Source organism: Evansella sp. AB-P1 (assembly GCF_029688925.1).
Taxonomy (GTDB): Bacteria; Bacillota; Bacilli; order Bacillales; family Salisediminibacteriaceae; genus Evansella.
In genome coordinates this window covers 37,738-50,692 of the sequence record NZ_JARUKY010000009.1, presented here as the reverse complement: position 1 = coordinate 50,692, position 12,955 = coordinate 37,738, and the positions used below count along the sequence as shown (strand labels likewise).

General features: G+C 35.1%; 13 protein-coding genes. 8 read left to right on the top strand and 5 right to left on the bottom strand.

The annotated features are described in order from the left end of the window. Positions 1-128: 128 nt before the first annotated feature. Complete coding sequence (locus QA612_RS10815) at positions 129-707, bottom strand: NADPH-dependent FMN reductase (protein WP_278283827.1); 579 nt, start codon at positions 705-707, stop codon at positions 129-131. 217 nt (positions 708-924) lie between these two features. Between QA612_RS10815 and csaA the strand changes: the two genes are divergently transcribed. Beyond that, positions 925-1,257, top strand: coding sequence for a chaperone CsaA (csaA, locus tag QA612_RS10810; protein ID WP_278283826.1), 333 nt, complete (start codon positions 925-927; stop codon positions 1,255-1,257). A gap of 66 nt (positions 1,258-1,323) precedes the next feature. Here the strand turns inward: csaA and QA612_RS10805 are convergent, their stop codons facing one another. Continuing rightward, the gene (locus QA612_RS10805; protein ID WP_278283825.1) at positions 1,324-2,232 is read right to left on the bottom strand and encodes a DUF2628 domain-containing protein; all 909 of its coding nucleotides are present in this window, start codon (positions 2,230-2,232) and stop codon (positions 1,324-1,326) included. A 154-nt stretch (positions 2,233-2,386) separates the two neighbouring features. Here QA612_RS10805 and QA612_RS10800 point away from each other — a divergent pair, with 154 nt between their 5' ends. From QA612_RS10800 to QA612_RS10780, 5 genes are all read left to right on the top strand, one after another. After that, positions 2,387-2,992: a hypothetical protein gene (locus QA612_RS10800; protein WP_278283824.1), complete on the top strand. Its 606-nt coding sequence runs from the start codon at positions 2,387-2,389 to the stop codon at positions 2,990-2,992. Between the two features lie 267 nt (positions 2,993-3,259). Beyond that, a complete protein-coding gene (locus tag QA612_RS10795; RefSeq protein ID WP_278283823.1) occupies positions 3,260-5,503 on the top strand; it encodes a heavy metal translocating P-type ATPase in 2,244 nt (747 codons plus the stop codon). A gap of 32 nt (positions 5,504-5,535) precedes the next feature. Beyond that, positions 5,536-6,228: a response regulator transcription factor gene (locus tag QA612_RS10790; protein ID WP_278283822.1), complete on the top strand. Its 693-nt coding sequence runs from the start codon at positions 5,536-5,538 to the stop codon at positions 6,226-6,228. A 74-nt stretch (positions 6,229-6,302) separates the two neighbouring features. Further along, on the top strand, positions 6,303-7,742 hold the full coding sequence (locus QA612_RS10785) for a HAMP domain-containing sensor histidine kinase (protein WP_278283821.1): 1,440 nt from the start codon (positions 6,303-6,305) through the stop codon (positions 7,740-7,742). Beyond that, entirely contained in the window at positions 7,735-8,352 is a 618-nt protein-coding gene (locus QA612_RS10780; protein ID WP_278283820.1) for a class I SAM-dependent methyltransferase, read from the top strand. Before QA612_RS10785 ends, QA612_RS10780 begins: the two co-directional genes overlap by 8 nt. Before the next feature lie 46 nt (positions 8,353-8,398). Here QA612_RS10780 and QA612_RS10775 read toward each other — a convergent pair whose 3' ends face one another. Continuing rightward, a complete protein-coding gene (locus tag QA612_RS10775) occupies positions 8,399-8,956 on the bottom strand; it encodes a hypothetical protein (RefSeq protein WP_278283819.1) in 558 nt (185 codons plus the stop codon). Between the two features lie 331 nt (positions 8,957-9,287). Continuing rightward, positions 9,288-9,851, bottom strand: coding sequence for a flavin reductase family protein (locus tag QA612_RS10770; protein WP_278283818.1), 564 nt, complete (start codon positions 9,849-9,851; stop codon positions 9,288-9,290). 206 nt (positions 9,852-10,057) lie between these two features. Between QA612_RS10770 and QA612_RS10765 the strand changes: the two genes are divergently transcribed. Continuing rightward, positions 10,058-10,708, top strand: a complete 651-nt coding sequence (locus tag QA612_RS10765; RefSeq protein ID WP_278283817.1) for a hypothetical protein — start codon at positions 10,058-10,060, stop codon at positions 10,706-10,708. Between the two features lie 25 nt (positions 10,709-10,733). Further along, a complete protein-coding gene (locus QA612_RS10760; protein ID WP_278283816.1) occupies positions 10,734-11,852 on the top strand; it encodes a DUF4097 family beta strand repeat-containing protein in 1,119 nt (372 codons plus the stop codon). A 214-nt stretch (positions 11,853-12,066) separates the two neighbouring features. Here QA612_RS10760 and QA612_RS10755 read toward each other — a convergent pair whose 3' ends face one another. Beyond that, entirely contained in the window at positions 12,067-12,927 is an 861-nt protein-coding gene (locus QA612_RS10755; protein ID WP_278283815.1) for a glycine betaine ABC transporter substrate-binding protein, read from the bottom strand. Positions 12,928-12,955 lie beyond the last annotated feature (28 nt).

Here is a 12,955-nt window from a genome sequence, read left to right as displayed (position 1 = left end):
TTATGAATTAAACAAAAGAATACGAAGGAATGATAATTTAATAATCTTTAACAATATTTATAGATAAAATAGATTAGTCTTGATTAGAGTAAAAAAAACGACCATGATATTATGGTCGTTTTTTGCAACTATTCATATGAAATTTGCAATTGTTGTTTTTCAAACGCTTCAAAAAGTACTTTCTTTTGAACTTCTGTCTCTAATCCTTGGACTAATTTTTCTAATCTTAAGTCCGTTGCATCATCTAAATCTAAATTATTCGTTGTTTCTTTTTTACAAATGGCAAATTGCTGTGGAATAACGATGCCATGGAGGTTTCTAAAAACAAGTCTAAGGTGATTCAACGTGTTTGTACCTGCTTTTAATCCTCCCGTTGTAGTTAAAAGGGCAATAGGAGTTTTTTCAAATTCTTGAAATCCAAAGTAATCTAAAAAGTTTTTAATTGCTCCTGTATAAGAGCCATGGTACTCTGGTACACCTACAACGAGTCCGTCTGCTTCAATCAACTGTGTTGAAATATTTTTTAGTATTTCAGGAAGTTCTAGATCAGGATCATAAACAGGTAACTCAAGTTCTCGAATGTCAACAAAAATTGTCTTTGTACCATTTTTCTTCATTCTCTCTTCTACATTTTTCAGAAGTTTTTTTGTAAAGGATTTTTTATTCATGCTTCCATTAATGAAAATAACTGTCTTTTCCTTATTCATCTTAATATTTCCTCCTCCATGTCTTGTTTTATGAAAGATGAGGATAAGCTTAGAGTACGTTTAAAAAGGTATTCATTTTCTTATAATTATTATAGCAAAGGTTATTTCGTGAAGCGAAAAAAACATCTTCAACCTACTGGTTAGTGAATAAAAAGAAGGACTTTTTATATAAATAAAAGAAAAGTAAGAATAGAATAGGTGTAAATGAGGTGATGGAATGGCAACGTTCGAAGATTTTATTAAGCTTGATATGAGAGTTGGTACTGTACTAGAAGCAGGACCTTTTCCTGAAGCAAGAACTCCAGCAATAAAACTAACCATTGATTTTGGTGAGGAAATAGGCATAAAGCAATCTAGTGCTCAAATCACAAAAAGGTATAATCCAGAAGTATTAATTGATCGTCAAGTAGTTGCAGTTGTAAATTTCCCTCCACTAAGAGTGGCTGGTTTTAAATCGGAAGTTCTTGTTATGGGAGGAATACCAGGGGATGGAGATGTTGTTTTGTTAAATGTGGATGAAGAAGTTCCAAATGGGACGAGGATTTCATAAGTTATAGTAACAAACTAAAAAAGTGTTTCCAAAGCGTATTTTTACGTTCATTGGAACCACTTTTTTTTACATTTCTACTATAAAACGTCTCTCTCCAACATGAATGTCTTCTATATACACTTCAACTAAGTACTCCCCAACTTCTGTTAAGGGATCATCAGCTTCAAGGAGAGTTAATACTACGCTGTTAGAGGAAAAGAATGTATATGTTTGACTTTGAATGGTCTCCCATTCCGTTTGATCCTTTTGACGATGATGTAAAACAACGTGAAATTCTTTATTTTCCACATTCCTATCACCCATATATAATAATTGAATTGTAATGTTAGTTTCATATTTTTTAAAGGTGGGTATATGTCCCAATCGACTCACATCTGTTATCGTTTCAGGTGGATCTAATAGCCCACCAGGGTAAACATAGACACCGGTTGGCATCATTTGTTTATCTATCCAATTTCCGACACCGTAAATAGGTAGAATAAAAAATATCATTAATGCTAATGGCAGTGATATAGCACTAATCCATGACCTCCCAGATCGATTAAATAAAGGGACGTTAGTCTTCCTATTTGTTTCCTCTGAACTTGATCGGCGGATAACGTGGTTTAAGTAAAATGCATTGGCTTTAAAACCAAAGAAGATGTGTATAAAGAAAGGGATTATATCAATCCACATCACCTGAATTATTTCTGGAAAAACATTTATGTAAATGAAGTACGAGATACTTGGGTTTAACAATAAGATAAAGGAAATAGATAAAAAATAAAGAAAAGATAAGACATACATATGACGATATGCAAGGAAAAAAGGAGTAAAGATAAATGCAGCCCAGTTCCATCCAGCATATTTCGTAGGGTTATTACTTCTCTTCCATTTATTTAAATAGTATGTTGAATTCTCTCCTATGAAAGATGTAATTTCAGATGAAAAATGTTCGTCATTATTAAACCGTTGGATGAAATAGTTCTTTTCCATTTATATAATCTCCCTTTGATGAATTATAAACTATCGTATCATGAAATATTGTATAGTTGAAAAAGAAATGATTCGATGTGAATGTTAATAGTAATAAAAAAGTGTTTTTTAAACAAACGTTTATTTGATTTTTTAAAGTAAGGAGATGAGTGTGTTGAGAAGGCAACATTATTATATATTATTCCTTGTCGTTACATTACTAGCAGCGTGTCAAAGTAATTCCCAGGAGGAGGCACTAGAGGAAAAGCAATATGATTTTATCCATGAGGAATTTAGTTATACTCCCTTTCTTATACCAGAGAATTGGGATGTAGTTGCTGTTGGTTATGATGTGAAGCACCAATTTATTGATTGGAGGGAGCCAGAAAACCATCGTTATGCCCAAGTCCCTTATCGATACACAATTACATTTGGTAAGTTAAGTGAGGAGAACGAGGTAACAGAGGAAGATCTTCGAGAATACAATGAGCAGCAGAGCTTAATTGGTCATACGAATAGACAAAAGCTTTACCATACATATAATGAAGAATTTGGATCATTAGAAATAAGTAAGAATGGTTTTACAAGACTTATCATTAATCATGAAGACACAGAAGAATGGAAGCTAGGAGGAGAAGATTTCCTTGTGCTAAATCAAGAAAGTGAATGGGCGGTAAATTGGTATAATAATGGCACTTATTATGATTTACTAATACTTTCTGATGCAAATATATCAAATCAAGAAGAATTAGAAGAACTTTTAGAATATATGTTTTTATAAAAAGGCTACCCTGAAAATAGCTGATAAGTAGAGCAAGATGTGTTTCTTCGTGCCTGCGGTGTCTCGTCTAGCTCGTTCTTCGAAGTTACACCTCCAGGGGGGGCTGGGCGAGAATTGAGGCGAATTATTGTGAAATTTTTATGAAAAGATATATACGAATCCATAGAAGTTGTATACCCTACAGGAGTATGGTAATATTGTAGATGCATAATTATTTCATATTAAGGTATAAGTAAAATAGACAGTTTTTATACTGGAGGGGTATATATGGCGAAAGTCCGTTTAGCGATTGAAGGGATGACATGTGCATCTTGTGTTAATCGGGTTGAAAAAAAGATTTCGAAAGTGGACGGTGTGGAAAAAGTAAATGTAAATCTTGCAACACACCAAGCTCAAGTTGTTGGTGAATTTGATGATGAAACAATTGAGAGTATGATTCAATCTGTTGAAAAAATAGGCTTTGGTGCAAAACAACTTCATGATGATAAAGAGGAAGATTTATCTGCAAAGCAAGCAAAAGAATCAAAAAAATTAATGAAGGATTTTACTCTTGCGGCAATTGTTACAAGTATTGTTTTAATTGGAAGCATTCCTCATATGATGCACGGCTGGGGAGCATGGGTGCCAGCATGGTTACAAAACCCTTTCTTTCTACTTGTATTAACGACGTATGTTCAACTCGTACCAGGTTGGCGTTTTTATAAAAATAGCTATAAAGTTCTGAAAAATCGATCTGCAGATATGAATGTACTTGTTGCTATGGGTACAACCTCTGCTTGGCTTTATAGTGGTGCAATGACGTTGTTCCCTGAGTTTTTAACGAATGCTGGTTTTCCTTATCAGCTGTATTATGATGTAACCACCGTTATCACAACTCTCATTTTATTAGGAAGATACTTTGAAGCGAAGGCGAAAGGAGAAACGTCATCAGCAATAAAAAAACTGATGGGGCTTCAAGCAAAGACTGCTAGGGTCATTCGTAATGGAGAAGAGTTAGAAATTCCAGTTGAAAATGTTTTAGTAGGTGACGAAATTACTGTTCGTCCTGGAGAAAGAATTCCTGTTGACGGAACAATTATTCGAGGATCATCAAGCATTGATGAATCTATGCTTACAGGGGAACCTATTCCAGTAGATAAGAAAATTGATGACCCTGTAATTGGAGCAACGATAAATAAATCTGGAAGCTTTACTTTTAAAGCTTCAAAAGTAGGAAAAGATACTACATTGTCTCAAATCATTCGGATGGTAAATGATGCACAGGGTTCAAAAGCCCCAATCCAGAGAATGGTTGATGTTATATCAGCATATTTCGTGCCAGCAGTCGTTATATTAGCGACGATTAGTTTTCTTATTTGGTTATTTTTCGGACCAGAACCATCGTTTATTTTTGCATTAACTACGTTTATTGCTGTATTAATTATCGCATGTCCATGTGCACTAGGGTTAGCAACTCCAACTGCCATTATGGTAGGAACAGAAAAAGGGGCTGAAAATGGTGTTTTAATTAAGGATGCAGCAAGCCTTGAACAAGCTCACCGTGTAACGACGATTGTTTTGGATAAAACAGGAACCATTACAGAAGGAAAACCTTCATTAACAGATATTTTACCTGAAGGAAAAACAAGCGAAGAGGACCTTTTAACTTGGGTTGCCTCATTAGAAAGTGTATCAGAACATCCTCTTGGGGAATCCATTGTTCAAGGAGCAAAGGAGAAGAACCTAAAGTTGATGACTCCAGAGGATTTTAAAGCTGTAAGTGGAAGAGGAATTTATGGAACGATTAACGGTGAAAAAGGTCTAGTTGGTAACTATCAATGGATGCTTGATAATAATATTGATGTAAAGGATTTTAAAGAGCAGGCTGAGGAAATGGCTAGTCAAGGGAAGACGCCAATGTATGTAGCAAAAGGACAGGAGTTTATTGGACTGATTGTAGTTGCAGATAAATTAAAAGCAGAGTCTCCTAAGGCAATTAAGGAACTGAAAAATCTAGGAATTAAAGTGGTTATGCTAACTGGAGATAACAAAAGAACCGCAGAAGCAATTGCCCTTGAAGCTGGCATTGATAGTTTCGAAGCAGAGGTTCTACCAGAGGATAAAGCAAACTATGTGAAAGAGCTACAGGACCGAGGGGAAACGGTTGCTATGGTGGGGGATGGAATTAATGATGCTCCAGCCTTAGCACAAGCAAATATTAGTATTGCAATAGGTACTGGAACGGATGTTGCCATGGAAACAGCAAATATTACATTAATCAAAGGAGAAATCATGAATGTGGTGACCGCCTTCCGTTTATCAAAAGCAACAATGCGTATGATTTGGCAAAACTTAGGATGGGCTTTCGGATATAATATTATTTTGATTCCTGTTGCAGCAGGTTTACTTTATCCATTTTTTGGTTTACTCCTTAATCCAATGCTAGCAGGTGCAGCGATGGCGTTTAGCTCCGTTTCTGTCGTATTAAATACATTACGTCTGAAAAAATTTAAGTCTATTCCGGCCACATAAAGGTCTGCAGGGCTAAAAAAGGTGGATGAAGTATGGAAGAACGAATACTATTAGTAGACGATGAATCGGAAATGAGAAAATTACTTCGTGTATGTCTTTCACCTCAAGGATATCTGTTAGAAGAAGCACCAAACGGAGAAGAAGCATTAAACAAAATTACGAAGGATCATTATGACATTATTATTTTAGATATAATGATGCCAGAAATGGATGGCTTTGAATTATTGAAGAAACTTAGAAACCATTTGGATAATCAAACGCCAGTGATTTTATTAACTGCTTTAGGAGATACAGAACGTGTTGTTGAAGGCTTGCGAATTGGTGCAGATGATTACATGGTTAAACCATTTGAACCGAAAGTGCTTATTGCAAGGGTTCAGTCAGTATTAAGAAGATCGAAAAAAATAAACAAACCAAATGAAACCTATATAGTAAAAGATCTAGTTTTTCAACCATCACGTTATCAAGTATCCTTTAATAATAATGTTATACCCCTAACGAAAAAGGAATTTCAAATATTTCAGCGTCTTTCAAGCAATCGAGGGAGAGTATATAGTCGAGAGCATTTGTTGGAATTAGAGTGGGGAATGGATTATGAAGGAGATAACCGTACAGTAGATACACACATAAAAAATATTAGAGAAAAGTTAAAAGCCACAAATTATCATGAACCTATCATTGAAACGGTATGGGGAATAGGATATAAAGTTCTAGATGAAAAATAAATTTAAAAAATTCTTCAAGTGATTTGCTTGAAGAGTTTTTTTATAGGATATTGTATGGATGGGGGGGGTTTCTTATGTTTCCTAAAAAATTATCATCTAGAATTACCGCATGGGTTATGGTTATTTTATTTATTGCAGTAATTAGTTTAATAAGTGGAGCCAATTGGATTACTAAAACCTTTTATCAAAATCATTTGAGTAATGAGGTTGAAGCTCGAATCGTTTCCCATGCTCATCTTCTTGAAAAAGATGTACAAGAGCATGTGATTGAATATATTGAAGAAATAGAAGTAGGGAAATCAAGTCATTTATTAATATTAGATTCGAACATAAACGTTTCCTATCAATCAGAAAATATAGATGAAACGATACTACATCACTATCAAAGCTGGATTAATGAAAACCAAGATAGGGTAGAGGGAGTGGAGGATCCGTTTTTAGAACACGTAGATACAGCAATGCTCTTTCACATACCTCATGTATGGTCGTTAATGCCCATTTATAATAATGATGAGATAACAGGTTATGTCTTTTTAGACCAAGATACTGGTGATTTGAATCAAGCTCAGATTAAACTCTTATATTTGTTTGCTGCAATGGGTATCATTACTTTGATTATTGGTAATATTTTCACGATCTATTTAACGAAGAGAATTTCTAAGCCTATTGATCATATTAGTGAAATGACCAAAAACATAGCAGATGGGGATTTAGATATAGAACTTCAAGTTCATGGAGAGGATGAAGTGGGAAGGTTAGCTGCTAACATTCAGTCCATGACAAAACAATTAAAAGATTACAGAGATTCTCGGAGACAATTTATTACTCATATTTCACATGATTTACGAACACCTATAACGTATATAAAAGGGTATTCCGCTGTAATGAAGGAGATGCCTCCAGATAAGCAGAATGAGTGGAAAAGAAACTTAAATGTTATCTATCAAGAAGCTACGAGAATGGAGCATCTTGTTAGTGATTTGTTCTTACTTACAAAGCTAGAGGAAGGGAAAATAAAATTGAACATAGATACAGTGTATCTTCCGTCATGGGTGAGGTCTTTATACGAAAGTCGAATGATTATGTTTGATCAAAAGTCTATTGAAACTAGCCTTGTGATCTCAAAAAATGTAGAGGATTTAACGATCAAAATAGACCCTTACCGAATGGAGCAGGCGTTAATAAATATTATTGAAAATGCTATAAGACATACGCCGAATAATGGGAAAATTGAATTGTCACTAATAAAAAGAGAAAATGAAGTTAGATTCGCTGTAACAGATACTGGACCTGGCATTGAACAGAAGGCACTTCCATATATTTGGGACCGCTTCTATAAAGTAGATGCTGCCCGAAGTCAAAATGATAGTGGGACAGGGTTAGGTTTAGCAATTGTAAAAGAAATTGTAGAGGCACATGGTGGATACGTTTCCGTAGAGAGTAAGCTAGGGGAGGGGACAACTTTTTCCATACACCTAATTATACATGGTACGGATGGTGATTCTAATGACTGAAGATCATAAAACAGCAAAAATAAAGAAACGCTACAACCGGATTGCCCCTTTTTATTCGAGGATGGATCACATGGTAAAGGAAAGTTGGAGAAAAGAGCTTTTTTCCACCCTTCATGGAAATGTTCTTGAGGTTGGGGTTGGTACTGGAGCCAACCTTCCCTATTATCCAAACAATAGCACTTTTACAGCAATTGATTTTAGTCCAAAAATGTTAAGCTATGCTAAAAAAGTGGCAACAAAACACAATAAGTCTGTACAATTTCTAGAGATGGACGTACAGAACATGGATTTTGGAGATAATCAATTTGACTATGTTGTAAGTACATGTGTGTTTTGCTCCGTGCCTGATCCCATAAAAGGGCTAGAGGAAATTAAAAGGGTATTGAAAAGGGATGGTAGCTTAGTCATGCTAGAGCATATGAGGAGTGATAACCGAGTATTAGGAAAAATGATGGATGTCATAAATCCATTGGTTGTAAATATTATTGGTGCAAATATTAATCGAAAAACGATATTCAATGTACAAAATGTTGGTTTCCATCTTGTTTCAGAAAAACTGCTTATGGGATCTATCATGAAAGAGTTGAAATTTAAGAAAGTAAGACAATGAACCTTTGGAAATACATGTAAAATATATCGATCTGTCATAGCACAATTCAATTATTTAACAAAGAAGTGTGAACGTGTGGAGCCTCATTTCCTTGTTGAAATGGTGGGTACATGATAAATAAGTAAGTAATAAACAGTAAATATAGAATTGTTGCTATATGGAAGATAAAGACTTTATAGGTTTTATTATATAAAAAACCATTTTTCCAAAAGTGCATACACCAGAATCCACCTAAGCTCATAAGTAATATCAACAGTAACATGATGGTTCGAATTTCAGGAACAGATAACATTTCAGCTGTCATAGCTCCCATAATACCTGCCATTCCTCCAGAAAACACACCTTCAATAACGGTAATTTTACCATGGGGTAATCCAATAAGGAATCCTACAATTGTCGTTACAATCAGACTAATTATAAACGAATTGAAATATGCTCCATGGTATATAGCGCCAATAAATAACCCAAATGTTAAACCTACGAGCATGGATGCGCCCATTGTTAACATCATTTTTTCCATTTTTGTTCTTGTTTTATCTTGATTTTTAATTCCTGAAAAGTAGAAGAGTAAAGGAAGAATTAAAAATATGCTATAAATATACATCGGTTGGTCCCCCATTTTTCGTAATCATAAAAAGAGATAATATAGACAAGCTTTATACAAAGTATTCAGAAAGGAGGGGATGTAGAAGTAGATTTTTTTAAAATAAACGTTTGTTTGAAAAAATTGGATTGACTTATACCATTATATTCGTTTTCCATCGAATTATTAAAGAGTCAATTTGTCTTTGTTTCCATCTATAACGAATACAAAAAAGGAGGATGTTTAAATAATTATGGAAGTCTAATCAAAAAAGAAGAATTCATTGCAGAGCACGAATTCTTCTGACATAACTTAACCAAACTCCAAAAGTTCTTTTAGAAAGAAAAAGTTTTTACTTTTCCTCTTGTTTCACTTCTTTTATTACACTGGATTTGTCACCAATCAAATACTTCGATTGTCCGATATATAGTGGTAGTTGAATATTTTCAAAATTAGGTAGTCCATTTTCTCCAAATTTACTATTATCTTTATGGAATTTCGTAATTTTTCCTACGATCCAATCGTGATCACCGTAGCTTTGAATGTCAATTACTTCACATTCATAGGCTACATAAGCCACATCTAAGATTGGAGAAGGAACCGTTTCACCGATTTTCCACTTTGCCCCAATTCGTTCAAGCTTATCACCATCTGCCCCTGTCATTTTTCCTGCCCCTTCAATAAAGTGAGCATACTCTGCAGGTACAAAATTAATAGCAAAAGAATTGCTTTCTTTTATTAGGTGGTGTGTAAATCTTTCCTTTGCTACTGCTACCCCATAAATAGCTGGGTCGAAAGATATGTATGAATGCCACCCGGCAGCCATGATGTTTTGAACATTTTCATTCTTTGCAGTTACTAGTGCTACTAATCCAGGGTAGCAGTGTAAAACCGTTTGATCTGTACTTTTTAGCATATAAAATTCTCCTCATCTTTAAATTCTAAGGTTTAGTATAAACGATTGAAGGAAACTTACGTTAATTTGTTAGAAAAAGTAATGAAAATTTCAAAATTATAAAGTGGTACGAAACAAAAAAGCTAGAATATTGTAAAAGTGATTGCCCCCATCCTGGAAAAACTATGATACATTTTAATAAGAAGGAAGTTAATGGAGGATTTTACATGGGAGGAGAACAACAAAACAAATCTTTAGTTGAGTTTATTTATGAAGGTTTAATGTTCATACTAGCCTTTTCGGCAGTTGCTACTATATGGTATCAAACACAGTATAATTCATACATTGTATGGGGGACGTGGGCGATTTTCTTTAGTGACTTCTTATACCGTTTTTTTAATACAAATCAAAAGTGGCAATTTATAAAATCTAATCCTTTTATCGTTATTGCAATCATCCCATTAGATGCTGTATTTCAATTAGCTCGTATAGCGAGACTTCTTCATTTTTTACGCTTAAAAGCTATCACTAAATACTACACAAAACCATTAATAGAAAAGCTACAGAAACAGAGGTTTACATACTTAATTCCCGGTTGCTTTCTTCTCTTGTTTATTAGTGTTATTCCCCTTTATATCGTTGAACCAAATGTAACTACCTATTTAGAAGCATTTATAGGTGGATTAGCATCACTTGTTTTTTTCGGATATTCACAAATAGCCCCTCAGACAGCGTTTGGTACGTTAATCATTACGTTGTTAACGATCTATGGAGTGATTCTTCATGGTTTAATAATAAAAATCCTCCTATCCACATTGTTAAATCTAAAATTTGTTCAAGCGATTCGAAAAAAACGAAGTAAACAATACTACCAGTAATAAAACATGAAAGGTGGCTAGTCAAATGGAACGATTTAAGATTGGTCGTTTATCTGCAGGAGGATTTTTTATTTTCATTGGTGTTATGTGGATTGCTAGTAATTGGGTTGAAGTATCCATTTATCAATTGTTTTCTTATGTTTGGCCGTTACTGCTTATATCTTTAGGTTTAGAAATTATTATACGCTATCGAAAAAAGGAAGAGGATGAGAAATTGGCATATGATGGAGTGGCTATAGGCTTTATTCTAGCAATCTTAGTAATTAGTGGAGGTTTTTTCTCCTTTCAAAATTCAGGTTTTGCTGGTAGCCTACCTTTCTTTTCTGGAGCATTTGATACATCAATTGATATAAATGAACAATATGAGGTTGACGATCTGGAGCAAATAAGGTTGGAATTTATAAATGGAACGGTTCAAGTAGTTGGGGGTAGTGCAGAAGAAATTAGTATCACTGGTGTTGCAAAATCTAATTTTCATAGTGAGGAAGATTTACAAAAGGCATACGGAAATGCTATGAATGTAGAGGAAGGGAATGGTAGTTTCTATTACAAAGTAAAGGAGAGTCCCCCATCTTTCTTTTCGCAAAATAATCGATTTAGCCTGGATTTAGTTATTACTGTTCCAAAAACAGTTTTCATAGAGTTAGATGCTGTGAATGGTAGTCTGACGGTGGAAGACCTGGAAGAAAATGTTCTAGTAAAAACGACGAATGGAAGAATAAATATCCAAAATATTATTGGAAATACCATTGTAGAAAGTACGAACGGGGCATTAACAATTGAGAATATTCAAGGAAATGTAGAAGCTCGTACGACGAATGGAAAGATTGATATCTTTGATGTAACAGGAGAGATATTGGCAAGAGGGACAAATGGAGCAATTGATATAAGTAGTGTTACAGTAGCTGGAGATTGGAGTGCTACTACAACGAATGGGCGTATACGACTGGAAGTACCGAATGATGCGGATGCTTCCGTTGTGGGGGAAACGACACTCGGAAGCGTAACAGGGAATGTTAATTTCAGTCGAAAGCACGAAGGTACAAGTAGAGAAAATAGGGAAGGTTCATTCGTTTTAAATAATGGAACGTACAGAATTGAGGCAAAAGGTACAAACGGTTCCTTACAGATTAATACGCGATAATATCCAGTGGTTCCGTTAATTATATGGTAGACTATCCTTGCAAGTGGAGAGTTGCACCATGGGGTATGAAAATTTTCTATCTAAGGTATACTACCATACTGCTAATCCACTTTCCCACTATTTGCGGAAACTTTCGTATTTTCAGCGTTGGTAATTAACAAAAAAAGGTATTCCTAATGTCAAGTTGACGTTAGGAATACCCTTATTGTTTACTTTACTCTAACCATTCAGCAACTTTATCTTCGTTAGCTTCTACCCAAGCTGCAGCAGCTTCTTCAGCACTAGCACCTTCTGTAATAGCTAGCATTACTTCTTCCATGTCAGCGGCAGTCCAAAAGAAATTGTCTAAGATTGCAAATGCTTCTGCATCATCTTCTTCTAATCCTTCACGAACGAATGTAGCAATATGTTCAGCTTCACCAAATGTACCTTCTGGATCCTCTAAATATTTAAGGTCATAAGATGCGAACTTCCAGTGAGGAGTCCAACCAGTAACAACGATAGGATCTCCATTTTCAACTGCAGAACCTAATTCACCAGCCATAACACCACTTGAAGTCGGTACTACTTCCCAACCTTCTAGATTAGGATAATCTGATTCTACAGCTGCTTCTGCTGCTGAAACAACACCAGATCCAGCTTCAATACCTGTAATCGCACTACCTAGTTCATCTGCATATTGATCAAGATCAGCGATAGAATCAATTGTCATGTATTCAGGAACAACTAAGCCAATTTTTGCACCTTCAAGGTTTGCACCTAGTTCAACCATGCTGTCCGCATACTCTTCATATTGAGCAGCGTGTGTTGCAGGTAACCAAGCTGCGACCATACCGTCAGCTTCACCAGTAGCTACAGCATCCCACATAAGTGTATTATCGATCGGTGTTAATGTTACATCATACCCTTGATCTTCTAATACCTTTCCAATGACGTTAGTAGATGCAACCTCAGAATCCCATTCTACGTAAACAAGTTCAATTGCTTTGTCGTCATCGGAACCACAGCCAGCTGCAAGTAATGATAATGAAAGTCCTGCTGCAAGCCCAAGACGTTTTAAGTTCTTTTTAAACATAACGAAAATCTCCCCTTTTTTCTCATTT

Excerpts from the sequence above, each read along its gene's own strand:
- QA612_RS10760 (WP_278283816.1), top strand. The coding sequence starts at position 10,734 with ATGGAACGATTTAAGATTGGTCGTTTATCTGCAGGAGGATTTTTTATT.
- QA612_RS10755 (WP_278283815.1), bottom strand. The coding sequence starts at position 12,927 with ATGTTTAAAAAGAACTTAAAACGTCTTGGGCTTGCAGCAGGACTTTCA.
- QA612_RS10785 (WP_278283821.1), top strand. The coding sequence starts at position 6,303 with ATGTTTCCTAAAAAATTATCATCTAGAATTACCGCATGGGTTATGGTT.
- QA612_RS10765 (WP_278283817.1), top strand. The coding sequence starts at position 10,058 with ATGGGAGGAGAACAACAAAACAAATCTTTAGTTGAGTTTATTTATGAA.
- QA612_RS10770 (WP_278283818.1), bottom strand. The coding sequence starts at position 9,851 with ATGCTAAAAAGTACAGATCAAACGGTTTTACACTGCTACCCTGGATTA.
- QA612_RS10790 (WP_278283822.1), top strand. The coding sequence starts at position 5,536 with ATGGAAGAACGAATACTATTAGTAGACGATGAATCGGAAATGAGAAAA.
- QA612_RS10780 (WP_278283820.1), top strand. The coding sequence starts at position 7,735 with ATGACTGAAGATCATAAAACAGCAAAAATAAAGAAACGCTACAACCGG.
- QA612_RS10805 (WP_278283825.1), bottom strand. The coding sequence starts at position 2,232 with ATGGAAAAGAACTATTTCATCCAACGGTTTAATAATGACGAACATTTT.
- QA612_RS10795 (WP_278283823.1), top strand. The coding sequence starts at position 3,260 with ATGGCGAAAGTCCGTTTAGCGATTGAAGGGATGACATGTGCATCTTGT.
- QA612_RS10815 (WP_278283827.1), bottom strand. The coding sequence starts at position 707 with ATGAATAAGGAAAAGACAGTTATTTTCATTAATGGAAGCATGAATAAA.
- QA612_RS10775 (WP_278283819.1), bottom strand. The coding sequence starts at position 8,956 with ATGTATATTTATAGCATATTTTTAATTCTTCCTTTACTCTTCTACTTT.
- csaA (WP_278283826.1), top strand. The coding sequence starts at position 925 with ATGGCAACGTTCGAAGATTTTATTAAGCTTGATATGAGAGTTGGTACT.